Below are 25520 nucleotides of genomic sequence, written 5' to 3' on the forward strand. Positions count from 1 at the left end.
AAAAAAGAACAGCTGCACGCTCCAACTTAAGCGGCAACCGTTGCATAATGGCATATTTACTTTCGAAGTCTGTCCGGCAGCATACATACACCTCTTCACTCCTCCGATGAATCGAAGAGGGAGACCACCCAGCGGATGCTCTTCTGCGAAGCCTGCTGCAGCAGGCCGGCCGTCTTGTCCGCGAGCACATCTACGGTCGGCTTCTGTTCACCGGGAATCAGAATCTGCTCAGGACTGAGGGTGGTATAGTCCTTCACCTCCTGCTGCGGAAGGCTCCCCGTCCCGGCAGCTGTATCCGTACCAGCTGCAACCGGCTGCTGCACAGGCAGCACCTTGTAGGCCCCGGTAGCCGGATCAATGACAACCGGCACATACACATAGGCTTGCCCGCCCGGAGTTGTACCCGCGGCCGGAAGAGACGCAGCTCCTGCTGCGTTGCTCTGCCCTGCCGGGAGTTGTCCGCCGGCCGCAGTATTCCCGGCTACTGTGTTCCAGCCCGGCAGCACGCCGGAGACTCCTGAACCGCTCCCGCCGCCGAATTGCAGACCCACCAGAAGCCCGACTCCCGCCCATATCCCGACCATGACCAGCTTTTTTCCGAACCGAGTCATATTCTCCGCTCCTTTTTCAAGTGAATTAGCAGCTTAGGAAGCACCGCCTGCGGATGTCTTCGCGCTGGTGCCCTCCAGTTTGACATCGCCCTGTTCAGGCGCCGCCGCCTTCTCTGCATCCCGGCTGGCCCAGTACACATCAGCGATGGCATCTGCCAGAATATCTGCTGTCCGCTTCAGCTCTTCGGCAGAATTATCGATTCCGCCTACCTCAATCAGCACGCTGTTCGGGGATAGTGTCTGGTTATACTCCCCATTATTCCCGTTTCCTGAGGATTTCCCCCATATACCACGGGATACTCCCGGATAATTTTTCTCCAGCAGCTGATGAATCTGATTGGCGAAGGCCTCATTTTGCTTCCAGTTCTTATTCGCATGCCCGAGGATGAAATACACCTGCGCATAATTTTTACCATTGATTTCTGCTGTGGTTTTGCCATGCCGCTGCGAGTCGCGGTGGATATCGATCAGCTCACTCATTTCCTGATTGGCGGCCATCGCCGATTTCACAGTCATGCGTGAATATTTATAGGAGAAGTTCCAGTTATAATCCGGCACCTCCGTCGCGTAATCCTCCTGGGCATGGACAGTTCCTATCCCGCGGGCTTCCAGCCGCTTGGCAATATATGATCCTACCAGCATTACATTCTTGGAAGGAACCGCAGAGCTTGGATTATCACTTGCTGCGCCAAGCAGAGGATTATAGGCCTCGCGGGGATGGGAATGATAGATTAGGATACGTTTGATCGAGGTATCCCCGGTACCGTTCTCCGCATCTCCGCTCCCGGAATAACCTTCGCTCTCACCAGGGTCTGTAGCCGTACCGCTTGAATCCGGTGCAGCCGTAGCAACCGGCTGCACAACTTCTCCGCCCGGGTTGTCCGTTTCCCCTCCGGCAGGCGGATCACTAGTCCCCGCCTCTGTGCCTGTGCCCAGGTCCGTTCCCGGATCAGCACCGGTTCCCGATTCTCCACCAGCCGCTAACTCATCGACACCGGGATGATAATCCGCAGGCGCACCTGCCGTACCTGTCCCCCCGGAGCCTTCCCGCAGCAGAAAGGGATCATCTGCCGCAAGGCCGGGCATCTCACGCGATACCAGACTTTTGGGATCGCCCGGGTCGACGCTGGTGAGCAGCCGGAATACGAAGGAGGTAACCTTGTCGCCCGAGAATGCTGAAGGCTCCTCACCCTGCGGCAAATGCGGAACCTCCATGCCCAGCAGTTCCATGAAGAATCCGCTGGAGAGTGAAGCAGCCAAGCCCTTCATAGAGGGAATGGGTGAAGAGTTCAGCTTCTGTCCGGCCAATCCGCCGGCTCCAAGCAGCATGAAGAATACAAGTGAACCTCCGGCCAGCAGCAGCATCGTTCTCCCCAGCGACAGAACATCCAGCAGCCTTCCCCGCAGCCGGCCAATATTCCATAGCTGAAACCATTTTCTGTTCATGATTGTTATGTCCTCCTCTAAGCCCTCTGTAATCTCTCATACTCCAAATCTATGAGCGAAAGAGTAATGCTAGAACCTTAGAATGAGAGGACATAGAGAAGACCCGCAGGGCAGTACTGCCTTGAGGCAGACTGTGCGGGCCTGTGAAGAACGGTGAAGATCAGTGCGTGTAGGCACCAACATTGCCAGGATCTACCGCTTCATGCAGTGCAGCGTTGAGTCCGCTGGCGACAATATTGGCAATCTCTTCAATAAACTCATCGATTTCCTTGGGAGTAACGATCAGGTCATGTCCCAGCGGTTCAAGCACTTCCTTAACCAGCGCCAGCCGCTCCTGCTCGGAGATATCATCCAGCAAGCCCATAATCTCTTTGGTATGGGCACCGCCGCCTTCCATCTTCCCGAAATGATTGCTCATCATCTCCAGCACGTTGTTGACGATCGTGGAGGCGTAGCAGACAGTAGGGACACCGATGGCGATACAGGGGACACCCAGCACCTCCTTGGTCAGACCCCGCCGTTTGTTGCCGATGCCTGAACCCGGATGGATGCCGATATCGGCAATCTGGATCGTTGTATTGATTCTCTCCAGCGAACGGGAGGCCAGGGCATCAATGGCTATAATCACATCCGGCTTCGTACGGTCTACAATCCCCTGCACAACCTCACTGGACTCAATGCCGGTCAGGCCGAGCACACCCGGGGCAATCGCGCTCACATTCCGGTAGCCGGGGGAGACCTGATCAGGAACCAGCTCATAGAACTGCCGGGTAATCAGCGCATTCTCCACGACCAGCGGCCCAAGAGAGTCCGGAGTTACATTCCAGTTGCCGAGCCCTACAATAAGTACGGAGGAGTTACGGTTAATGCCGATCCTGTCCAGAAAATGCTCAAATTCACGGGCAAACACAGTGGAAACCTTCTGCTGCAGGCCGGTATCCCCTCCGCGCAGTGCCGGAACCTCCAGCGTCACGTAGTTGCCGATGGCCCGTCCGATCGCCTGGGAACCGGCATTGTCTGCTACAGCAAGCCGGGTAACCTTGATGCCATCTGCTTCTTGCACCTCTTCATTGACGCCGGGAATGGGGGCATTGGACCGCGCCTGAGCCATTTCCTTTGCTTCCACTGCCAAATCCGTACGTACCGAATACAGCTGAAGATCCAGTTCCATTATTAGTTCAGCCTCCTTAAGCATATTGCCGATAGTGTGCGAGAGAAAGCCGCTGTTTATACAATCCCTGGTGCTATAATTCAAAAGCTTTTAGTGTTGCTTTTTGCTACCCTTCATGCTAAACTATTTTAAGTTGTGAATCATATGATGATTTCGAATGTCTTCCAGGAGGTGAATGCAATGCCAAATATCAAATCCGCGGTTAAACGCGTCAAGACGATCGAGAAACGCCGTGCACTGAACGCTTCCCAGAAGTCCGCGCTTCGTACAGCTGTGAAAACTGCTGATGTAGCACTGACAGGTACGGAAGTGGAAACTGCTCACGCTGCTTTCCAAGCTGCTTCCAAAAAGCTGGACAAGGCTGTAACTAAAGGCCTGGTTCATAAAAATGCGGCTGCCCGCAAAAAATCCCGCTTGGCTAAGAAATTGAACGCTCTGAAGGCTCAAGCTTAAGCCACGGGCGACAATCATAACGAGCACTTGAAGAACCTGACCGCTATGCTGCATACGGTTAGGTTTTTTTGTGCTCTTTTTTCTTATACCGGAATAGTCCAAGAGCCTGCCCACCCGCATGGATGCGGAGCAGACAGGCTCTTAGGCTACGCTAACCTGTACCTGATTACACGCCAAGGCGAAGCATAAACATCTCCAGCCCCAGCACTTTATCGATTGCGCCTGTCTTCATCTGATAATCAAGATCGGCCAGTATGCTGAGAATCTGCCGCAGACGCTGGCTGCTGAACTTATGGGCCTGCTCTCCCGCAAGCTTGACCGCATACGGATGCAGCCCAAGCTGGGAGGCAATCTGCCCTTGCGAATAGCTCAGACCGGACAGATCCTTGACCTGCAGGATGATCCTGAACTGCCGCGCAATCAGTGCAGCGATCTTGATCGGCTCCTCCCGCTGCTTCAGCAGCTCATAGAGCGTATTCAGTGCCTTATCGAGACGCAGATTCGCGATATCCTCCACCAGCGTAAATATGTTCTGCTCCGTGCCGCGATGGACCAGACTCTCTACTGCCGCAGCATCCACCTTACCGCCAGTACCGGCGAACAGACACAGCTTGTCCATCTCTGCCGACAGGCCCTGCAGCCCGGTTCCGGCACTTGCAATGAGCACCTCAGCTGTGCCCGGAGCAGCGCTGCAGCCGCGTTCCCGGAAGCCCTTTTCCACCCAGCGCAGCAGCTCCTCCGCACCCAGCGGATTGAAGGCTAAGACGGTGCCGGAGGCCTTGGCTGTTTTGACGATTTTTTTGCGTTCATCCAGCTTATCGTTGTTCACCATAAAAACAATCACGCTGAATTCAGCAGGATGCTGCATATAATCGCTTAGCAGCTCTACACGGTGTTCAATCTTGGCGTTCTCCTTGCCTGCCGTGAACAGGGCGGCATCCCGCACCAGCAGCAGCTTGCGCTCTACCATAAACGGAACCGTCTCTGCTTCTTCTATGACGGCCTGCACCGGCGTTTCGGAGAGGTCGAAGGGAATCACCGCGAAGTCACGGTCCTCTTTGGCTATCAGGTGTTCCTCCAGCATGGCCGTGAATTCATTCATCCGGAATTTCTCGCTGCCATACAATACATACAGCGGTGAAATTTTCCCCTGTTTGATGTCTTTGGCCGCCGTTTTGGCATCCATCCCGCCACTTCCTTTTCCATTTCATTGCCTGGTTGCGTACAACGTACAACACATACATTCATACATTTTAACAAAAAAACGCCTGCAAACATAGGCAAAAACGGAGCAACCTCGGCAGCCAGGGCCAAAGTTGCTCCGTTTCAGCGGCGCATCTATATAAACGACGGAGAGGGAAGCTCTAGAAACTTACCATCCGGCGGTCATACCGATGATACTCGCAAATCCTGTAATTCCTGTCCTCATACCCTAGCATATTCCGCAGGTGCTTAAAAAGTTCCAGTTCGCGATTATTTATTGGACGTTGCCGCGTCCGGAGTAATCACGGGGCTGGACTGGGGGAAACGGAAGCTGATGGAGCAACGGAAGGAACCGGTGCTGATGTCTCTGCCGGAACCGTATATGTCTTCGTTGCCTGCGTACCATCCTGCAGCTCTGTTACATAGGTGAACTGGCTGCTATCCTCCGACCACACGCCGGAGACCCACGTCCCTTCTATGGGCAGAGAATTCAGCGCAACCCGTTCTCCCTCTGCACCGCCTGCCGGAGCGCTGTAGATCACAACCTGCTGTCCTGCCAGCTCTGCCGTATAACGTCCATCCGGAGAAGACCATGAAGGCTGGGAAGCTACCAGCGCAGGCAGCAGACCCATTGCTCCAGGCTCCGCTGCGTTCGGGTCCTGCGGAGCACCTTCCTCCGGTGCTGCGGTATCAGCCGCTGCATCCTCCTGGACCATGCCCATGAATATCTGGCTCTGGGCAGCCGGATCAGCAGCACGGTCATTATTCCCGCTGCTGGCCTTCCGGGAATTCTCTGCCGGCGGTGCTGTGGCATTGCGTTTGGCGGAAGGAGCTTGCGTTGCCGGAGGCTCCTTGGCCGGAGCCGGACCTGCGTCTGCTCCGTCAGCATTGTCTGCAACATCCGCACTATCCCCGGCAGCAGGCCCTGTACTGTTCAGAGGAGCACCTTCTTCAGCATTCGGCTCCGCCGTGGCTTGTTCTGAGAAGAAGATCTCAGCGCCGCCGTCAGTGCTGTTGTTCTGTCCTGCATCTGCCGGAGCTGCATTGTCTGCGGCTCCCGTTATCATCTTAGAGGAAGCTTCACTTCCTGCTGCATTATACGCCTGATCCATATCCGCACCCGGCATGCTCTCCGGCAGGTTGAAGATAGCGAATAACAGAATCACCGCTGCCGCAGCAGCGCCGATGCCTGTCCGTGTTGCTATTGAAGCGCCCTTGGGCTTCTTGCCGCGGGTGCTTTGGCGTGTAAAGGGAACAATCTTGGGATCTTCAGATCCCACCATAACAGGCTCCTCCCGGACGCCGCGGTCCAGCTGTTCAAGCTGCGGCAGGATAGAGTCGACCAGACTGAAGGGCGGCTTCACATCCGGTAGCTCCTCCAGTTGCCGGGAGAGCATCGTCAGCCGGTCAAAGACTTCCGCGCAGGAAGGACAATCGTCGATATGACGGAACATTTCAATCATTTCTTCCTGACTGAGATCATGATCTAAATAGCGGTGCATCCATTCCATCACCTCCGCGCACTTCATCCTGACACACCACCTTTCTGATACTCCTGAAGTCTATTCTGCAGCTGTGCCCGGGCCCTGAACAGGTAGGATTTCACCGTGTTTAAAGGCAGATCCAGACAGTCTGCAATCTCGTTGTAAGAAAAATCCTGTAAATACCGGAGTACAATCACCGTCCGGTGATGCTCAGGAAGCTGATCGATTGCCTCGCGTATATCCTCCGCCAGGTACCCCGACATCACTTCGCGCTCTACGTTATGCTTATTATCCTGGAACACCATTTCGTGCTCATCGATAGAAACAGTAGGCTTCGTTCTCCGGAACTTGTCAATACAGATGTTCGTCACAATCCGCTGAACCCATGTTTTGAACTGGGCCTTCTCCTCATAGGAGCCGATCTTGGTATACACCCGGATTAATGCCTCCTGGGATGCATCCAGAGCATCCTGTTCATTATGCAGAATGTAGAAGGCCGTCTTATACACATGTCCTTCAATTTCTCGCAATAGGGTGATTAGAGCGTCGCGATCGCCCGCTTGAGCGGCTCTGATGAGTCCCTGCTCCACCACGAAGGTTCCCCCTCTCTATGCAATCTTACTGACGCGCAAGACTGCGAATTTGTTGCAAGCCTGTAATCAATATTTTTGGAATACCAAACTTGGATAATAACGCCATAAGGAAGACCTGGTTTCCGTTTCCTGCGGCTGCCGCAGACCGGTCCATAATCCTTACTAAGCATACAGGGGATGCTTCAATCATTCAAATACTCTTTTATAGAAGTTTGTTACAAAAATGACATGGAAAACAGGCAGACCCGCGCGATAACCCCCCGCGAATGAAGACTGCCCTATAATTTATAAAGTGTAGCTGCGCACAGCAGGAGGACGGCATAATTCTCTCTGGAATCATCATCAAGCACATATACTTCACCCTGCGTAAAAAGTTGCGGATGATTATAGTTCCGGTGCAGCTTATAAAAAGCCCCTGCAGTCACCCTGCAGCCGTGTACAGCGGAGCGGATTTCTATATACTCCGCCTCTTCCATATTCAAAGTGGGATACAGCTTGCTACGAATATCGTCGCCCGGCATGGCATCACCTTTCAGGAAAGCTCATCAATTTCGGCAGGTGCTTCAGCACCCCAGTCCTAGATGTAAGTATTGCCCTGATCAGCCTTTTTCCATCATTTACACATCCGGGAAATCAAGTAAACCAAAAAAATGCCCCACCCAATAGAGGCAAGGCATTTCACATGGTATAAAGCTTCAGATACGCGAACGGCTCTGCCAGCTTACAGACCCTGGATCTCTTTGAATTTCGCCACATACTGCGCAGCCAGTTCTGTGATTTGGTCATAACGGCCTTCTTTGGCCGGTGCAGTCAGGTTACCCCCGATGCCGACAGCGATACAGCCGTTCTTGATCCACTTCTCCATATTGTTCAGATCCACGCCGCCGGTAGGCATAATGTTCACATGCGGCATCGGGCCCTTAACTGCCTTGACATAATCCGGTCCGAACGCACTGCCAGGGAACAGCTTCAGTACATCCACGCCCAGCTTCAGGGCTTCCTTCATTTCATTCAGCGTCATGCAGCCCGGCATATAAGGAATGCCGTAAAGATTACACATCTTGGCGGTATCTTCTTCAAAAGAAGGGCTGACTACAAATTCCGAACCGGCCAGAATAGCGATTCTTGCGGTAAGCGGGTCGAGTACTGTACCTGCACCGATCACAGCGCGGCTTCCATATTCGGCAACGAGGCGCTTGATCGCCACATCCGCATCCGGAGTCGTGAAAGTTACTTCAATGTTGTTCAGTCCGCCTTCAATACAGGCTGCCGACATTTTATAAGCATCATCGGCATTATCCGCGCGGATAACGGCCACAACGCCAACAGACGTGATGTTCTGCAATACTTTGATTTTCTTCATTTAGAAACTTCCTCTCTGGGTACATTCTGATAAGAATATTTATTTAGATAAACTAATTTATCTAATTTACTAACAACAGGCTTTATCCTTCTAAGAAAATAGTAATAATATTGTTGCCATCAGTCAATATATATTTATGTGAACAACGGAATTACACTCTAAGGAAACGTATAAAAAGCTTATATATCAAGGAATTATGGCTTAAGGTACGCAACTTCCTAATAAAATAGGACCGCTGAATGAGTAATGCCATATTGTACAAAACCGTTTTATGTGATAATTTCAATTTATATTCTATCCCAAACCTTTATACGGGGTTCATTCTTTTAGGAGGAACTATTAATGAGTAAACAGCTGGATGCAGTCACATTCGGGGAGCCTATGGCCATGTTCTACGCTAATGAAGCCGGCCCCTTGCATGAGGTTACTTCTTTCTCGAAAGCGCTGGCAGGCGCGGAGAGCAATGTGGCCATCGGATTGTCACGCCTGGAGCACCTGACCGGTTATGTGACCAAGCTTGGCGAAGACAACTTCGGCCAATTCATCGCCTTGGCGCTGAATAAAGAGAAAATTGATACGGACAGCATTACAACAACCAAGGAGTTCTCCACCGGCATGCTGATCAAATCCAAAGTGCTGACCGGAGATCCCAAGGTTGAATATTTCCGCAAAAATTCCGCCGCCTCCAAGCTGAGCCTGGCTGACTTCAACGAGGATTATTTCGCTTCTGCAGGTCATTTGCATGTGACCAGTATCTCTTCCGCCCTCTCGGCTTCCTGCCATGAGTTCTCGCTGCATGCCATGGAATTCATGAAGCAGCGCGGCAAAACCGTCTCGCTCGACCCGAATCTGCGCCCGACCCTCTGGCCGGACAAAGAAACCATGGTCAATACCATCAATGACCTGGCGACCCGCTGCGACTGGTTCCTGCCGGGACACGGTGAAGGCAGAATCCTGACCGGCCTTGATACTCCGGAAGAGATTGCCGGTTATTATCTGGAACGCGGCGTATCCCTGGTTGTCATCAAGCTCGGTCCTGAAGGCGCTTATTACAAAACGTCCACCGGTGAAGAAGGTTATGTGGACGGCTTCAAGGTGGAGCAGGTTGTGGATACAGTCGGCGCCGGAGACGGCTTCGCCGTTGGCGTAATCAGCGCCATGCTGGAGAAGCTGAGCGTAGCCCAAGCTGTGAAGCGCGGCAATGCGATCGGCGCGCTCGCCGTAATGTCGCCTGGTGATATGGATGGGCTTCCAACCCGTGACGGGCTGGAGAAATTCATGAACGCTGGCGTATAATAGGCAGTTATCTGAAGCTGCCAGAACAGCCTCCCCCAGAGAAGTGTGATACAGCAAACAAGGGTGCCCAGGAGCCAGGCTAATGGCTTGGGGCACCCTTGTTTGGCAGAGCGGGATTGCGGCAGCTGCTATGAAATGGCGGCATCACGCCCAAGCAGTATCGTTGCGGACTGGAGAGACGTTATTCCGGCGATTCCGGCGATTCCGGCCATTCCGCTTACCTAACGGACTCAGTGCAGTTAGAATAAAATATGTCAAGGTACCGTTTTATTAATCAACTAACAGGAAACGTTTGTTCAATACATTTATTCATTCAATTACCTTGGAGGTTACCATGATAACTAATGAAGCGATGTCTACACTATTGCTTAAAACCAAACCTTCAGGGGCTAGTAATAACCATGAATACGCCCATTTTGTTGAATGGAATGGCTGTATTTTAATTAGTTGTTTTGCAAGAGATTTACCGAGTAGTTTCGATAAAACAACTTACTCAGACCGTACAGACTGCGAGACATCGATAAACCACTTGCACTTGGAGAACCTCTCTATAGCATTAGAATTAATTGACGTATGGGAAAAGATACTCCGTCGTAACTTCGCAGGGGAAGAATTTAATATTGTAGTTACTTGTGAACCTGATGGTAAAGAAGCTGTTGCTCGTTTTTATCAGCTAAGACCGGAGGAAGTTACCTGGTTGAATGAAGAAAATGATCTCGAGAATTATAACCATGAAGCAATACTTCTTCTAAAGGTGCATTAACCTAAAGGGAAACGAGAGCACCACGACATGATGGCAACGTCACTTTGGGGAGAGATATGCGTTGGTTCGATTTCATTTTAAGACAACCCAAGAATCAGAAAGTTTCTGTTTGGAAATAGTCTGCTACATGATTGAGGAGTTTGGTATCTCGGAGGAAGAGGCTGTCGACAGGATAAATGATATGTGGGAAGGAGTCAACTGGAATGATGATATCGAATCCGAAAATTATGATTTAAGATATCATGAGCATCCGAAAGACTGGGCGTGTATTATTTATTTTGGACATGAGTCACAATGGTGGAGAAAAGAGAAACCTGAATTAACTCCACGACCCTATAAAAAGTTGCGCTAACGGAGAACGATAGCTCAATAATACCAAGAAAGCAGCTGATTCATGTGATCGGCTGCTTTTGTTCAATTAAAGGGCAGGACATTTAGTTGAACAAGAGAAGTGGAGGTTTTATGTCGCATTTGACGCATATTGCTCACTAGTGATTTCCAAAAGAGAGCTCGTTTTGAGGGACCCAATATAATAACCAACAGCTGTCTTAAACTGATACATAAAGTTTAGACAACTGTTGGTTTATTGAAATAACGTTTCCCTTTAGTGGAATGTGCGGCTCTGAGTAAAGAAATTCATATTTTTTCTGCAAATATACTTTTTAATATCAAATCTGCACATTCTTCGGAGGTGTTTAAATGAGTGTTGACAGTACAATTATATTGGATATCTTTTGCCATGATTTTATGTTGCCACTCAGATTGATCTTCAGTTCTATTTTCTCTTACAATATTTCTCTGACGGCAAATATCTAAAGGGCAAAATACTTCAACAATGAATAGTGGGTGCTCAGAAAATATATTCTTCACTTTTTCATAATGTGGTTTCAACTCAGGTCTTTCTACCATAATGCCATCAATAAGAACATTTTTCCCATGGTCAGAAAATAATTTAGCTGTATGATACATCATGATAATTGCTTCACTTAAATACTTCCAATAATCTTCACGGAGATAACGTTCACCTATCATTTCTTCAAAAAGGTCATTAGCAACAACATAAAAAAATTCGTTCGATTTTAACTGTAAAGCATCTACTATTGATGTTTTTCCAGCACTTGTAACACCGTTTAAAAATACGATTTTACCTCTGTCCATTCTTTCAATACTCCTTAGTAGTTAAATTAATTCCATTTTAACATTGAAATCAAAAGTTTGGAAATAAAAAACAAATAGAATATAACTATACTCCCCGTTCGCTAAAGAAGATCTTTCATCGACTCGAGAGTCATAGTGATCGTTGCACAGTACGAAGATATTCTGTAATAAAAGAAAGCGTGCTTATTCAACGGGGAACGATAGCAATAAACCGCCTTTTCAACGAAGGCGGTTTCTTATGGTTAAATATCAACATTAGAATTTAACATAGCCAATAAAAAAGGAGCGCCCCATGAAGCCACAGGGCTTAAAGGACGCTCCTTTTGGTACAATCGTTTATAAACCGTTTTATTTCTTCAGCACTGGCGGGCGGACCGACTGGCCCTGCTGCAGCGAAGGCGGAAAACGGTAGGTAATCGGCACAGAGCCGTCCGCATCGTTGATCAGGGAGAGCATAATCTTCGCAGCCTGCATGCCCATCTCATAAGCCGGCTGGCGGATCGTAGTGATGTCCGGATTATAGATCCGGGCGAACTCAGCATCGTCAATCCCGATGACGGACAGCTGGCCGGGAATGGCAATGGCATTACGGTTCGCGTACTTAAGGATCTCGCCCAGTACAAGATCATTGGCGGCAATCAGCGCTGTCGGCGGCTGGGGAAGCCGCAGCAGCTCATCAAGTGCGGTGGCGATTTCTTCCCGCGGCACACTGCGCATATAGGTATCCTGCAGCGGCAGGCCTGCTTCCTCCATAGCCTTTTTGTATCCGCTCATCCGCTCTTTGCGCGGGGTAATAGCGTTCAGGCCAAGCGGCAATGACAAAATGGCGACTGCTTCATGCCTGTGCTTGGTCAGCTCCCTGACCGCTGTCTTCACCGCCATCTCGTTATCGAGCAGCAGGCTCTGGGTCGAGATCCCGTCTACCAGCCGGTCCATGAAGACCAGCGGGTATTCCGCTTCAATCAGCTTAATGTATGGCGCAGGCTGATCTCCGGTCGGGAAAATAATCAGACCGTCCACCTGGCGGGCGACCAGGGTCTCCACATAAGTATTCTCCTTATCCGCATTCTCGTCAGCGTTGCAGATAATGACCTGAATTCCGTGGCGCTGCAGCTCATTCTCAATCGCCCGGATACACTGGATGGACAGCGAGTAATCAATATTGGCCACAATAATACCCACCATATGCGTACGGTTCTGCTTCAGGCTGCGGGCCAGTCCATTCGGCTGGTAGTTAAGCTCATCAATAACCTCAGCGATACGCTGTCTGGTCGCTTCACTCATATATTTGAACCGTTTATTCAAAAATTGCGAAACTGTGCTTTTCGATACGCCCGCTTTCTGGGCCACATCTTCTATGGTCAGCTTTTTCATTTACCCCGCCCCACTCTTCTATATAGAACCAGATCTAGTTGTTACATTACCACTAAGATTACCTAGTGATAAACGGAGAAAAACTTTACTTTCTGATATTACCAAAAAGTATAGCTTTTTTTTAGTAAATTATCTAGAGGAATTGAGCTGAGGGCGCGAAAATTGGAACTATGCGGTGTCGAAGGCTAGGGAAAGGCGATTCGGGATTGGGTGGATAGTGCCGGGGCATTAGCGGCGGGCAGGCGATGGCGATTGGCTAAAGAGAGTGGGCTAGCAGTGAAACATTACGATTGTGATTGCGGGTAGCAGATGGTGTGATATTGGGGTCGGCGGCCGGTATGGGCCAGTGGCGTGATATTGATGATCGGCTTGAGGTAGAAGACAAAGGGCGAACTTACTAAAAAGCGCAGCCAGCATGATAGGATCGGACTGAGATGCGCTTATATTCTCAAAAATCATCATTTCGCCGTGCTTGCGGACTCCATGGCTCTTATTCACTGTAAGTCACCCAAAAACTGCGCAATTGGGAAACAATAAGCGCACTCCAGTCCGCAAGAGTGGTCAAATGTGCCAAATAGAGATAATAAGCGCTTTACAGTCCGTAAGGGATAGGAGTTTGGGAGCAAACCGCAGAATGTGAGAAGCTGGGGTGCTGAAGTGCTGGGGGCTAGAAATCTGAAAATCCGGATATCAGGAGTTGGGGCTTGAAAATTTGGATAATTTAGGAAATTAGGGGTTTGGGAGCAAAAAGAAGAGGTCCCCCGTAATCTCACCGGGCTTCCTCCTGCATCTCCTCGCATGCGTCAGCTCCGGAGCCTCGGGCAGCATCAGTCGACATCTAAGGCAGCACCAAGCTCCAACTCGCGCAATTCATAAATGCTCAATTTCCTTTTTGGGCTGGTGCAACTCAATGTCCGTACACCATGCTCTGCCAATCGGAGTCGGAATACCACTTCCGGCCGAGGAGGATCGCTACTTCCGCTTTACGTTTTGTCCCGTTCACTTCATAAGTAGCCGTCTGCTGCTGCCCCTGAATGTCCATGCCGATCTTGCTGTCCACGTCCTGAATTCCGCCTGTTGCCATGTCGTATAGCCGGCCATGGACGTCGTAACCGTTATGACTATTGTCGCTATAATAGACGAGCAACATATTATCATTCACTTTATCGATTGCAAGATAAGATCTGTATTCGAAGTGTTCATTCTTCAAAGTAAACAGATCAACCGGCGTAACGGTCTCACCGGCTGCGGCCGCAGTTACGTTAACGGCTGAGAGTTTTACCGGGGTTCTGATTCCGCCCTTGCCTAACGTATATGTGCTGCTGGTCATAACCACATGATCGCCGCCGGCAAAGATTACGCCTAATTCGTAATAGCTCTGCGAACCTCCCGCATAGAGCGGAAGGGTATAGATCCGCTTTGCCGTAGCTTCTGATAGCTCAGGCTGACCCTTTGGAGACAGATATAATGTGTAAGGCTCAGTAGGATGTGTGTATTTGGGCTTACTGTAATTTACCATTGGCGGCGGAGGCGACCAGACAATTCCGGCTGATGTCTCGATGGCATGCGCTTTTGTCTTATCTCTGTTCGAAGGCAGCGGCATGTAATACTTCATCCCGCCAAACTCAAATTCCACAGAGCCAATCGGCGGATTGTAAGATTGCGGCGATGCGGAAGAAGTGGCTGCAGGAGATGCCGAAGGCTGAACTGCCGCTGCACCAGAACTTTGGTTGAAGATCGCCGCCAGCTGCCCCATCGGATTGCTGTCCCCCCATTGTCCGAACGGCCAGAGCAGCACGCCGAACAGCAGGACCGCTGCCAGTCCTCCCAAGCCTGCTATACGCCCGAACCGTTGGCGCTGCCCGCTTTTTCCCGAAGAACGCTTCTCGGCAGCCTGTTCGATCCGCGCCATTAGCTGTGGTGTAAAGCCCGGCTCGGCCAGTGGGTTGCGTCCAGCTTTGTCATACCAGTCCTTCGTCCCGCTCATCACATGTACTTGTTCGTCCCCGTACTCTCTCTTCACAGGTCTTCCTCCTTTATCGCCGTTCTCACTTTATTTCTGGCCCGGCCCAGCCGGGATTTGACGGTCCCCTGCGCGATACCGAGCAGAGCGGACATTTCCGCTACTGATAAGTCCTGCTGAATATCCAGCACAAGCACCTCTCTGTACTTATCCGGCAGCTCCATAATGATCTCCCAGATACGGCTCACATATTGATTGCCGATGGCCTCTTTTTCAGCAGACAGGGCTGCTCCAGTATTCTGATGATTACCTAGCGGAGCAAATTTCCGCCAGAAGCTGTTCCGCCTCCAGCTGAACGCGGTGTTGCGCGTGATGGTCAGCAGCCAGGTTTTCAAAGTGGCCTGGCCCCGGTACTTGCCGACACTCTTATATGCCTTAAGGAATACCTCCTGACTGATGTCACTCGCCTGCTCCCGGCTGCGGGTCAAGAAAAAAGCATAGTTCCACACATCCGGGCCGTAAGTCTCCATCATTTCCCGCAGGGTCATGGACGGAGCGATGGTCACGCTATAAGGCATCTCTCTACTTTGCATGCTTCACTCTCCCCTCTCGCCCAATTAGACTCAGCAGATCAGAAACGGTTCCCAGTAAACCCCATATTCATGCAAAAAAATTATTTGTACATAAGAGATGCATACGATTGTCCTCAAATTTACGTTAAAAAAATTTATTTTTTACGTTGTTTTTTACGTTTTTTATCGTAGATTCCTATGGAATGGATGATTATAATAACAGTGCCGGAAGCGATATACTGCGGCAGCACGATAAAGCGGGGGATTCTTTTGAAGACTAAAAAAGTAACGATCACACATATCGCCCAGGCCATGGGCCTCTCACCTGTATCAATCAGCCGGGCACTCAGCAATCAAGCCGGAATCAGCGACGAGCTGAAGGCAGCCATTGTACGGAAAGCAGCGGAAATGGGCTATATTAAGCCCAAAAAGCATACGCCTGCCCGAATTCTGGTGCTGCACCAGAAGCCCTATTCGCATGATAACAGCAATTTCAGCTATATGGTACAAGGGATTGAGCTCGCTTTGCAGAAGGCGGAGACCGATTACAGCATCGAATTTCTGGATAAGGAGAATCAGAATAAGCTGATTCTGCCTTACCGCCTGAGCCGGGGGTTCAAGTTCGACGGGGTTATTCTGATCGGCCGGTTTAATCTGGAATACGCCTCATTTATCCATGAGCAGATTCCGAATCTCATTTTCTATACCGGTTATTCGCCGGCCTATGACTACGACAGTGTATGGTTCAGTTTTCTGGGCGCCGGCTATAAGCAGTGTAAATATCTGCTGGACCGCGGGCACCGCCGGATTGGTTTCATTGGAGATCCCAATGCCTACCGCAACAAGGAAAAGAAAACAGGCATTACCTCTGCATTGGAAGAGCATGGGGTGCCGGTGGATGAGAAGCTTTTTCTGGGGCGGGATGAGACTCTTCACCTGAGACTGTCCGGCCTTATTGCGCACGGCCTGCTGCCCAGCGCATTCATCTGCGATCATGATTTCACCGCGGTGGAGCTCATTCGCGTGCTTCAGGAGCAGAACATCAAAGTGCCCGGAGAGGTGTCGGTGCTCAGCAGCGGCAATACCGAGGTCTCGGCCTTCTCGCTGCCCGCTTTGACCACGATGGATCTCAATATTGAATATTCATGCCGCACAGTTGTCAGCACGCTGCTGAAACGGATCGCTGAGCCCGGCAAGCCTGCCGAGAACATCGCCATTCTCAGCACACTGGTGGAGCGGGACTCCGTGCGTGAGCTGTGATTTTGTAAACCCGGGCTCTTTATTTAACATGCGCACTATCTATAACAAGGGTATTGTAAAGGTGGGAAACCGATGAATTCATCTGTATTACTGCGGTTCTTCAAGTCCCGCAAGCTAAGCTACATTATAGGCTTCGCCTTCATGTTCGCCGCCTCCTTCATTCAAACGCTGTTCCCCAAGGTGCTTGGCAGTGCGGTCGATCTGATGAAGGATAACGGTTTTGAGCCGGGGCAGGTTCTAACCCAGGTCTTCTGGATGGTGCTGATTGCCGCTGTCGTCTTCCTCTGCACCTTCCTCTGGAGAAACATTATTATCGCGAACGGGCGGAACCTCGAATGCTACATCCGGGAGGAGCTGTACCGGCATTTCCTGAAGCTCTCTCCCGGATTCTTCAGCAGCCGCAAGACCGGTGACCTGATCGCTTATGCCATCAACGACATTTCAGCGGTGCGCATGACCTTCGGTCCGGCTACGGCGATGTCTTTTAACGGAATTGTTATCTGTATCTCCTCGGTCTATTTCATGTTCGCGTCAGTCAGCCCCAGCCTCACTCTACTCACATTGTCCCCGCTCCCCTTCATCATCCTCCTGATGCTCTTCAGCGGCCGCAAGGTTCAGACCCGGTTCAGAATCGTACAGAATCAGTTCGGCGCCGTCTCGGACAGGGTTCAGGAGAACATTTCGGGCATCCGCGTCATTAAGGCTTATGTACAGGAACGCTCGGAAATGGAGAAATTCAGTGAGTTGAGCAGCCGTATGAAGCAGGCCAACCTGGATCTGATCAAAGTCTCCGCCGCACTTCCTGCGATGATTGAATTCGGCTTCGCCGTCTGTTTCGTCATGAATCTGATGTTTGGCGGCCGAATGGTGCTGCGGGGGGAGATCAGTATTGGTGACTTTGTCGCTTTTAACGGCTACCTCAGTCTGATTGTAAGTCCCATTGTGTCGATCGGACGGATCGTGACGATATTCCAGCGCGGGTTGGCTTCCCTCGGAAGATTAAATGATATTCTGCGGGTTCAGCCTGAAATCATGGATCTCCCGCACGCTCTCCCTATTCAGCCGGAAGGATCTATGGAGCTGCGCCAGCTGACTTTCTGTTACGAAGGTTCCGATGTTCCGGCATTGCGGGATATTTCACTCGTTCTGCCAAAAGGACACACGCTGGGAATCATCGGCAAGACCGGCTCCGGCAAAAGCACCCTGGCCTCCCTCCTCTTCCGCTTCTTTGGCGTGGAGCCTGGTCACATTCTGCTCGATGGGCGGGATATCAACGATTATGCCCTGGACCCGCTGCGGGAGGGGCTTGGGGTTGTGCCGCAGGATACCTTCGTATTCGCCGCCTCCGTGAAGGACAATATTGTTCTGTTCAAAGACGGCTACACAGACGCAGATGTGCAGCATGCCGCAGCGCTCAGCCAAATTGCCGGAAGTATCGAGGCGTTCCCGGAGGGCTATGATACTCTGCTGGGTGAACGCGGTGTGAACCTGTCCGGCGGACAGAAGCAGCGGCTCGCAATCGCGCGGGCACTGATCCGGAAACCGGCCATCCTGATTCTGGACGATGCGCTGTCAGCGGTGGATGCGGTAACGGAAGGACAGATTCTGAACAGCCTGCGGCAGACCCGCAAGGGGAAGAGTAATATCCTGATCTCTCACCGGGTATCGGGCATCATGGAAGCCGACGAGATCATCGTGCTGGATAAAGGTCGTATTGCCGAACGGGGCACCCACGAGTTGCTGCTGAAGAAAGGAGGCATGTATTATGACATCTATACCGAACAGCTTGAAGAAGGAGAGGTCTGCTAGACGGGACAAATCCGAAGCTGGTGCAGTGAGGCTGCTGCTGCGGTTATCTGCCCCTTACAAGTTCCAGCTCCTGCTTGCCTGTCTGTGCGTGGTGATTGTAAATGGCGCTTTTCTAATCCAGCCGCTGATTCTGCAGCGCGTGATCGACCACTTCCTGATCGGAGGCGCCGCTCAGAGCGGACTGAATTCGATTGGAGGCTTAGCCCTGCTGTATGTGACCGTAGCTGCGGCTGGCGGGATCTTCTCGTATCTTCAGGCGCTGATTGCCGGCAAAGCGGGACAGAGCCTGATCCATGAGCTGCGGGTCAGAGTGTTCTCCATCATTGAACGGCTCCCCCTACCTTATCTGGACCGGACCTCCTCCGGGCGGCTGATTACCCGGGCCACCAACGATACAGCTGAGATCAGCGAGCTATACACGGATGTGGTCATCTCGCTGGTCAAGGATGTGCTGCTGCTGCTGGGGATCATCTACGCCATGCTGCTGCTCAGCCCGTCCTTAACGCTGGTTTCTTTTACCGTCATTCCGGTGATGACCTTCCTGGTCCTCTTCATTAAGAACCGGATCAAAAAGAACTTCTTCCATATGAAGCACTATATCGGACAGATTAACGGTTTCTTTGCCGAGAGCCTCTCCGGGATGCGGGTCATTCAGAGCTTCCGCGCCGAGAAGGAAAAAGAGGATCAATTCCTGAAGCTGAACGGGGAGTATTTCAGAACCACCCTGATACAGGTGCGCCTCAACAGTGTGCTGAAGCCGGCTTCGGACATGTTCCAGAGTCTTGCCGTAGCCATCCTGGTATGGTACAGCATCAGCCGGATCTCCGGCGGCACCCTGCAAATCGGTGTACTGTTTGCGTTCACGACCTATATTAAGCAGTTCTTCAATCCGATCTCGGATCTGGCTGACAAATACACCTCTATACAATCTGCGCTCGTATCCACGGAACGTATCTTTGAGCTGATCCGGGAGGAGGACCGCCTGGAGCAGCCGGATAGCGGCTTGCCGATGGAACGCCTGCACGGAACCGTTGAGTTCCGCCATGTCTGGTTCGCCTATAACGACGCCGACTGGGTGCTGAGAGATGTAAGCTTCGTGATCGGTAAAGGACAGACCGCCGCCTTCATCGGGGAGACCGGGGCGGGCAAAACGACCATAATCAGTCTGATCAACGGCTTCTACCGCGTGCAGAAAGGCGAGATTCTGATCGACGGTGTCAATGTGAACGATATCCGGCTGGATGATCTGCGGCGGAATATTTCCGTTGTGCTCCAGGATGTCTTCCTGTTCTCAGGCACGATCCGTGACAATATCACCCTCGGTGACGATATTGCCGAGGAGAACGTCCTCGAGGCCCTGCAGGCCTCCTGCGCTGAAGAGTTCGTGCTGGGCTCTCCCGGAGGCATCGAGGGGCCTGTTACCGAGCGGGGTGGCACCCTGTCCGCTGGCCAGCGCCAGCTCATCTCCTTCGCCCGGGCCATCGCCCATGATCCGGCGATCTTCGTGCTGGATGAAGCCACAGCCAACATCGATACACATACAGAGAAGCTGATTCAGAAAGCGATCGACAATGTGGCCAGCGGCAGAACGACACTGATCATCGCCCACCGGCTGTCGACGATTGCCGGAGCCGATCTCATCATCGCAATGAAGGAAGGCCGAATCGCCGAATCCGGCCATCCGCGCGAGCTGCGGCAGCGGGGCGGCTATTATGCCGAGCTGCTGGAGGAGAGCCGAAATCATATTATGAGTTCGTGAGACATTCGTAACCTTCGGAGTCTGCTAATTGCACTTTCTGCAATAGAATCCGCAATTTGCTAAGCTAGATCTCATTCTGCTGTATTTCGTACAACTGAATTCTGGAATTCTGTCCAGGAGCCCCTCATTTACTGAATTCTTATGTACAAAATGCTACAGATTCGATTTTCCTGCGGATTCCGGGTTCATCTAATGTATGAAGTGCAACAGAATCAGAATCCAGCCTTGTCCGAACTCCATTAGCCAACATCAGCATTTGAAAAACTCCACGCCACCAGTCCCCCGGGCGGCTTACCGCCCGGGGGACTGGTCTGCCCACTTGTCCGCTGCCGGGGCAGCCAAAAATCAGCGGCTGTCACGGGCAGCTCCCCCTCCTTCAGGTACAATTTCCGCCGGATACAGGCGCAACAAAATACTTAAAAAAAATACTAATAAATTATAAGAGAATAGAATGCAGGCGGGGCTTGGTTTTATCCCTTTTTAACCAGCTAATCAGGGGGTTAGAAGGACCTGTGGGTCTATTGACTTTTCAATATATGGTAGTAAAATGATTAAACGTTACTAAATATAGTGTATATAATAGAAAAGCCAATAAATCTAGTGAAATGGCCCATCATCATTTGTCAAGTAGAAAGAGCTAATGTTATAGGAGGTTAGGGACCATGTTGATTGCTTACGATTCCAAGACCGGCAACGTTAGAAGGTTCATCAATAAGCTGAAGCTTCCCGCTGTTCAAATCGAAGAGCATATGACGATCGACGAGCCTTACGTGCTTGTTACATACACCACGGGATTTGGACAGATTCCAGAGAAGGTATCCTCATTCTTAGAGAAGAACCATTCCAGGCTCAAAGGCATCGCCGCGAGCGGCAACAAAAACTGGGGTGAGCTATATGCGCATAGCGCAGATTTAATTGCACAGCGTTACAACGTACCGGTGGTCGGCAAGTTTGAGTTGTCGGGAACATTTGGTGATGTACAGCGCATAAAACAGGAGGTGGACCGGGTTGCGGCATATTGAACTGAACAACATGTTGATGAAGAGAGACGAAAGCGGCTTTTTCCAATTGGATAAGGACCAGGAGGCAGTAGCCGAGTTCATGCGGGATGTGGAGCGGCGCAGCCTGACTTTTAAGGATACGAAATCCAAAGTGGATTATATGATTGCCAATGATTACTACGAGGACCTGTATGACCGTTATTCCGCAGCTGAGATGGAGGACGTCTACCGGATTGCCCACGAATATAACTTCCAGTTCCCTTCCTATATGGCGGCTTCCAAGTTCTACACAGACTATGCCGTCAAAAGCAATGACCGTAAGCAATACCTTGAGCATTACCCGGACCGCGTAGCTGTAGTGGCCCTGCATCTGGGACGCGGCAACGTGGAGACGGCCCGCACGCTGGTCCGCTCGATGATGGAGCAGCGCCTGCAGCCGGCTACGCCGACCTTCCTCAATGCCGGCAAGAGCCGCCGCGGTGAGATGGTCTCCTGCTTCCTGCTGGAGATGGACGACTCACTCAATTCGATCAACTATGTACTGAACACCTGCATGCAGCTGTCGAAGATCGGCGGCGGTGTGGCCGTCAATCTGTCCAAGCTGCGCTCGCGCGGCGAGACGATTAAGGGCGTAGAGGATGCGGCCAAAGGCATCATGCCTGTCCTGAAGCTCATGGAAGACGGCTTCTCCTACGCGGACCAGATGGGTCAGCGCAAGGGTTCGGGCGCGGCTTATTATAATATTTTTGGCTGGGACGTACTAGAATTCCTGGACAGCAAGAAGATCAACGCCGACGAACGGACACGCCTGAAGACGTTGTCCATCGGCCTGATCGTGCCTAACCGCTTCTACAAGCTGGCGCAGGATAATCAGCCGCTGCATGTATTCGCTCCTTATACTGTATTCCAGGCATATGGAACGCATCTGGATGACATGGATCTGGACGTGATGTACGATACCTTGCTAGCAGATTCACGCGTGAAGAAGAAGGTTGCCATGAGCGCACGCGACATGCTGACCAAAATTGCCATGATCCAGCTCGAATCGGGCTATCCATATATTATGAACAAGAGCAATGCCAATAACGCCCATGCCCTGCGTAATGTGGGTCAGATCAAAATGTCGAACCTGTGCACCGAGATTTTCCAATTGCAGGAGACTTCCGAGATTAACAACTACGGAGAGCAGGACGCGATCCGCCGTGATATCAGCTGCAACCTGGCTTCCCTCAACATTGTGAATGTGATGGAGCACGGCAAGATCCGTGAATCCGTTCATGAAGGCATGCTCGCACTTACTGCAGTCAGCGATATGACTACGGTATCTAATGCTCCTGGCGTGGCTAAAGCGAACAAAGAGATGCACTCCGTCGGCCTGGGTGTGATGAATCTGCACGGTTACTTTGCCAAGAACAAGATTGCTTATGAGAGTGAGCAGGCCCGCGATTTCGCGCGCACCTTCTTCATGACGATGAACTTCCATTCGATTGAAAAGAGTATGCAGATCGCTGCTGAGACGGGTGAGACCTTCCACGGCTTCGCAGCATCCGATTATGCGTCCGGCGTGTATTTCGACCGCTACCTGACCACAGACTACCGTCCGGTTACTGCAAGAGCGCAGGAGCTGTTCCAGGGCATCTACATTCCTACAACCGAGGACTGGAAGCAGCTGCGTGATGACGTTATGAAGAACGGCCTGTACCATGCCTACCGTCTGGCGATTGCACCGACTGCGAGTATCTCTTATATCCAGAATGCCACGTCCAGCGTCATGCCGATTGTAGAACAGATCGAGACCCGCACTTATGCCAACTCGACGACCTACTATCCGATGCCTTACCTGCGTCCGGACAATGTGTTCTTCTATAAATCCGCGTACCAGATGGACCAGTTCAAGGTGATTGACCTGATTGCGGAAATTCAGCCTCATATCGACCAGGGTATCTCAACGGTCCTGCATGTGAACAGTGATGTAACGACCCGCGAGCTGGCTCGCTCTTACCTGTATGCGGCACACAAAGGGCTGAAATCCCTGTACTACACCCGGACCAATAAACTGTCTGTCGAGGAATGCCTGTCCTGCTCCATCTAAGAGCGAGCGCAGGTACAGAAAGGGAGAATATACGAATGAGTGCTATCAAAGCCGTGAACTGGAACCGTCCGGACGACGACTACTCGCTGATGTTCTGGAATCAGAATATTATGCAGTTCTGGACCGACGACGAAATTCCATTATCCGATGACAAAATGTCCTGGCTCACGCTGAGTGAGATCGAAAAGGACTCCTTTATGAAGGTGCTGGGCGGACTGACCCTGCTCGATACCATTCAGGGCGGCGTAGGCATGCCGCAGATTATGGAGCATGTGGACGGCTTGCAGCGCAAGGCGGTCCTCGGCTTCATGGGGATGATGGAGCAGATCCATGCCAAGTCTTACAGCAGTATTTTTACGACACTGGCTTCTACTGAGGAGATTGACGGCATCTTCCGCTGGGTGGAGGACAATACGTTCCTGCAATTCAAGGCAGAGACCATCTCTGAATATTACAAGAAGATTGAGTCGCCCAAAGACCTCTATCTCGCGATGGCTGCCTCTGTTCTACTGGAGAGCTACCTGTTCTACAGCGGCTTCTTCTACCCGCTCTATCTGGCCGGCCAAGGCAAAATGACCTGCAGCGGCGAGATCATCGACCTGATCCTGCGCGATGAGAGCATCCACGGCGTCTATGTCGGCGTACTCGCCCAGGAGATCTTCGAGGAGCTGTCCGAAGACGATCAGCGTGATGTCTATCAGACTATGGTCGGACTGCTGCGTCTGCTGCATGCCAACGAGGAGCAGTATACCGAGCAAATCTACGCACAGATCGGGCTTGTAGATGAAGTGAAGGCCTTCCTGCGCTACAACGCCAACAAGGCGATGATGAACCTGGGGCTGGACCCGCTGTTCGAAGAGGAAGAGATCAACCCGATCGTCCAGAACGGCATCAGCACCCACACCAAGCAGCATGACTTCTTCTCCAAAAAAGGCAACGGCTACGTCCGCGCGATGAACGTGGAGCCTTTGCGGGATGAGGATTTCCGGTTTTAAATAGATCGAACTTGTAATTTTTCTATCCTAGGATAGTCATGGCTACAGAGAATGTTTGGACTTCCGGCCGCTGCCCGTCCCCAGATTTCTTGATTAATACCGCTGCCCGCGGTGGAAATCCAAACCGAGCATATGCTTCCGATGCGAGCTTTCAGGCGGACGCTACCGCTCCTACAGTTCCAAACTTCTCTTTCGCCATTCATCCCTTATTTTTTTATTTTAAAAGTTCAATCTATTATGTTGTATGTAAGAAAAGCACCCGTCAGCAGAGACAAGCTGTCGGGTGCTTTTTTTTGAGACTAAATCCATGCAGGAACGTACCAGTAGAAGTGAATTTGATTTTGTCGAAAAGGAGTGTGCCGGTGTGGCCTTGCATGTTCAGGAGTATGGAGATCAAAGCGCATCTTATCTGATGGTATTCTTACACGGTGGCGGAGTGAGCGGCTGGATGTGGGATAGACAAGTGGAATATTTCGCCCATTATCATTGCATGGTTCCAGACTTGCCCGGACACGGGTTAAGTAATGATGACGTTATATTTTCAATTCAAAGCAGTGCAGAACAATTAAACCAAATAATCGGAGAACAAGCAGGCGGAAAGAAAGTCGTCCTGATCGGATTCTCTTTAGGTGCACAGGTTGCTGTCCAGATGGTTAGCCTGAGACCTGAGCTCATTGATTTTGCCATAATAAACAGTGCTCTGGTCAGACCCATGTCGTATGCTAAAAAGTGGATTCGACCGGCAGTCAGACTAACCTTCCCTTTAATTAAACAGAGATGGTTCTCCAGGCTTCAGGCTAAGACACTATATCTAGGCGATGAATACTTTGAACGATATTATGCCGAGAGCTGCCGGATACAGCCTGTCGCCTTGATCGCAGTGCTGGAAGAGAATATGACGTTCACTATTCCATCCGGTTTCAGTGAGGCCACAGGCAAGATACTGGTTACAGTAGGTGAGAAAGAAAAAGCTGTGATGAAGCAATCCGCTAAGGATCTTGTTGCTGCGAGCTCCAATTGTAATGGCGTGATCATCCCTGGCCTTGGACATGGGGTCTCTCTGGCGATGCCTGACTTCTTTAATCAAATGGTCGACATGTGGGTGCATAAAGGTGACGTACCCAAGGAATGTAAAAGGGTTTGATGTATTTGTT

General features: G+C 51.1%; 24 protein-coding genes. 12 read left to right on the forward strand and 12 right to left on the reverse strand.

Features of this window, described 5'->3' with window-relative positions; genetic code table 11:
* Window positions 1-95 precede the first annotated feature (95 nt).
* From R50912_RS24945 to gpr, 3 genes are all read right to left on the reverse strand, one after another.
* Window positions 96-611 carry a hypothetical protein gene (locus tag R50912_RS24945; RefSeq protein ID WP_042238609.1) on the reverse strand — a complete coding sequence of 172 codons (516 nt, stop codon included), beginning with the start codon at window positions 609-611 and terminating at the stop codon, window positions 96-98.
* A 33-nt stretch (window positions 612-644) separates the two neighbouring features.
* Window positions 645-2057, reverse strand: coding sequence for a stage II sporulation protein P (locus R50912_RS24950; protein WP_042238610.1), 1413 nt, complete (start codon window positions 2055-2057; stop codon window positions 645-647).
* 160 nt (window positions 2058-2217) lie between these two features.
* Entirely contained in the window at window positions 2218-3228 is a 1011-nt protein-coding gene (gene gpr / locus R50912_RS24955; protein WP_042238611.1) for a GPR endopeptidase, read from the reverse strand.
* A 180-nt stretch (window positions 3229-3408) separates the two neighbouring features.
* On the opposite strand from gpr, the gene rpsT reads away from it, so the two are divergent.
* Window positions 3409-3681 (forward strand): 30S ribosomal protein S20, encoded by a 273-nt coding sequence (gene rpsT, locus R50912_RS24960; RefSeq protein WP_039309591.1) that lies wholly within the window; start codon window positions 3409-3411, stop codon window positions 3679-3681.
* Window positions 3682-3847: 166 nt separating this feature from the next.
* On the opposite strand, the gene holA is transcribed toward rpsT, so the two are convergent.
* The 5 genes from holA to R50912_RS24985 all read right to left on the reverse strand — a co-directional run bounded on the left by holA (window position 3848) and on the right by R50912_RS24985 (window position 8324).
* Window positions 3848-4867, reverse strand: a complete 1020-nt coding sequence (holA, locus tag R50912_RS24965) for a DNA polymerase III subunit delta (protein WP_042238613.1) — start codon at window positions 4865-4867, stop codon at window positions 3848-3850.
* Window positions 4868-5186: 319 nt separating this feature from the next.
* Window positions 5187-6413 (reverse strand): anti-sigma factor, encoded by a 1227-nt coding sequence (locus R50912_RS24970; protein WP_042238616.1) that lies wholly within the window; start codon window positions 6411-6413, stop codon window positions 5187-5189.
* The gene (locus R50912_RS24975) at window positions 6410-6961 is read right to left on the reverse strand and encodes an RNA polymerase sigma factor (RefSeq protein ID WP_039309588.1); all 552 of its coding nucleotides are present in this window, start codon (window positions 6959-6961) and stop codon (window positions 6410-6412) included. The genes R50912_RS24970 and R50912_RS24975 overlap by 4 nt, the downstream gene beginning before the upstream one ends.
* Window positions 6962-7239: 278 nt before the next feature.
* On the reverse strand, window positions 7240-7482 hold the full coding sequence (locus R50912_RS24980; RefSeq protein ID WP_042238617.1) for a hypothetical protein: 243 nt from the start codon (window positions 7480-7482) through the stop codon (window positions 7240-7242).
* Window positions 7483-7682: 200 nt separating this feature from the next.
* A complete protein-coding gene (locus R50912_RS24985; RefSeq protein WP_042238620.1) occupies window positions 7683-8324 on the reverse strand; it encodes a bifunctional 2-keto-4-hydroxyglutarate aldolase/2-keto-3-deoxy-6-phosphogluconate aldolase in 642 nt (213 codons plus the stop codon).
* Window positions 8325-8666: 342 nt separating this feature from the next.
* Between R50912_RS24985 and R50912_RS24990 the strand changes: the two genes are divergently transcribed.
* The 4 genes from R50912_RS24990 to R50912_RS25000 all read left to right on the forward strand — a co-directional run bounded on the left by R50912_RS24990 (window position 8667) and on the right by R50912_RS25000 (window position 10735).
* Window positions 8667-9620 carry a sugar kinase gene (locus R50912_RS24990; protein WP_042238622.1) on the forward strand — a complete coding sequence of 318 codons (954 nt, stop codon included), beginning with the start codon at window positions 8667-8669 and terminating at the stop codon, window positions 9618-9620.
* Between the two features lie 102 nt (window positions 9621-9722).
* Entirely contained in the window at window positions 9723-9845 is a 123-nt protein-coding gene (locus R50912_RS36270; RefSeq protein WP_269322077.1) for a hypothetical protein, read from the forward strand.
* A gap of 109 nt (window positions 9846-9954) precedes the next feature.
* Complete coding sequence (locus tag R50912_RS24995) at window positions 9955-10383, forward strand: hypothetical protein (protein ID WP_042238624.1); 429 nt, start codon at window positions 9955-9957, stop codon at window positions 10381-10383.
* 127 nt (window positions 10384-10510) lie between these two features.
* Window positions 10511-10735 (forward strand): hypothetical protein, encoded by a 225-nt coding sequence (locus tag R50912_RS25000; protein WP_156123315.1) that lies wholly within the window; start codon window positions 10511-10513, stop codon window positions 10733-10735.
* Window positions 10736-11019: 284 nt separating this feature from the next.
* Here the strand turns inward: R50912_RS25000 and R50912_RS25005 are convergent, their stop codons facing one another.
* The 4 genes from R50912_RS25005 to R50912_RS25020 all read right to left on the reverse strand — a co-directional run bounded on the left by R50912_RS25005 (window position 11020) and on the right by R50912_RS25020 (window position 15471).
* A complete protein-coding gene (locus R50912_RS25005) occupies window positions 11020-11541 on the reverse strand; it encodes a phosphotransferase-like protein (protein WP_042238627.1) in 522 nt (173 codons plus the stop codon).
* Window positions 11542-11889: 348 nt separating this feature from the next.
* On the reverse strand, window positions 11890-12915 hold the full coding sequence (locus tag R50912_RS25010; protein ID WP_042238628.1) for a LacI family DNA-binding transcriptional regulator: 1026 nt from the start codon (window positions 12913-12915) through the stop codon (window positions 11890-11892).
* A 907-nt stretch (window positions 12916-13822) separates the two neighbouring features.
* Window positions 13823-14938, reverse strand: a complete 1116-nt coding sequence (locus R50912_RS25015) for a hypothetical protein (RefSeq protein ID WP_042238630.1) — start codon at window positions 14936-14938, stop codon at window positions 13823-13825.
* Window positions 14935-15471, reverse strand: a complete 537-nt coding sequence (locus R50912_RS25020) for an RNA polymerase sigma factor (RefSeq protein ID WP_052416673.1) — start codon at window positions 15469-15471, stop codon at window positions 14935-14937. Before R50912_RS25020 ends, R50912_RS25015 begins: the two co-directional genes overlap by 4 nt.
* Before the next feature lie 249 nt (window positions 15472-15720).
* On the opposite strand from R50912_RS25020, the gene R50912_RS25025 reads away from it, so the two are divergent.
* The 7 genes from R50912_RS25025 to R50912_RS25055 all read left to right on the forward strand — a co-directional run bounded on the left by R50912_RS25025 (window position 15721) and on the right by R50912_RS25055 (window position 25510).
* Window positions 15721-16710 (forward strand): LacI family DNA-binding transcriptional regulator, encoded by a 990-nt coding sequence (locus tag R50912_RS25025; RefSeq protein ID WP_042238632.1) that lies wholly within the window; start codon window positions 15721-15723, stop codon window positions 16708-16710.
* A gap of 72 nt (window positions 16711-16782) precedes the next feature.
* Window positions 16783-18519, forward strand: coding sequence for an ABC transporter ATP-binding protein (locus R50912_RS25030; protein WP_042238633.1), 1737 nt, complete (start codon window positions 16783-16785; stop codon window positions 18517-18519).
* Complete coding sequence (locus R50912_RS25035) at window positions 18476-20278, forward strand: ABC transporter ATP-binding protein (RefSeq protein ID WP_042238634.1); 1803 nt, start codon at window positions 18476-18478, stop codon at window positions 20276-20278. Before R50912_RS25030 ends, R50912_RS25035 begins: the two co-directional genes overlap by 44 nt.
* A gap of 662 nt (window positions 20279-20940) precedes the next feature.
* Window positions 20941-21300, forward strand: a complete 360-nt coding sequence (nrdI, locus tag R50912_RS25040; RefSeq protein WP_039309577.1) for a class Ib ribonucleoside-diphosphate reductase assembly flavoprotein NrdI — start codon at window positions 20941-20943, stop codon at window positions 21298-21300.
* Window positions 21287-23371, forward strand: a complete 2085-nt coding sequence (nrdE, locus tag R50912_RS25045; RefSeq protein ID WP_042238635.1) for a class 1b ribonucleoside-diphosphate reductase subunit alpha — start codon at window positions 21287-21289, stop codon at window positions 23369-23371. The genes nrdI and nrdE overlap by 14 nt, the downstream gene beginning before the upstream one ends.
* A gap of 35 nt (window positions 23372-23406) precedes the next feature.
* Window positions 23407-24366, forward strand: a complete 960-nt coding sequence (gene nrdF, locus R50912_RS25050) for a class 1b ribonucleoside-diphosphate reductase subunit beta (protein ID WP_042238636.1) — start codon at window positions 23407-23409, stop codon at window positions 24364-24366.
* A gap of 307 nt (window positions 24367-24673) precedes the next feature.
* The gene (locus tag R50912_RS25055; RefSeq protein ID WP_331281882.1) at window positions 24674-25510 is read left to right on the forward strand and encodes an alpha/beta fold hydrolase; all 837 of its coding nucleotides are present in this window, start codon (window positions 24674-24676) and stop codon (window positions 25508-25510) included.
* Window positions 25511-25520: the final 10 nt, after the last annotated feature.

The organism is Paenibacillus sp. FSL R5-0912 (genome assembly GCF_000758605.1).
GTDB lineage: Bacteria > Bacillota > Bacilli > Paenibacillales > Paenibacillaceae > Paenibacillus_AQ.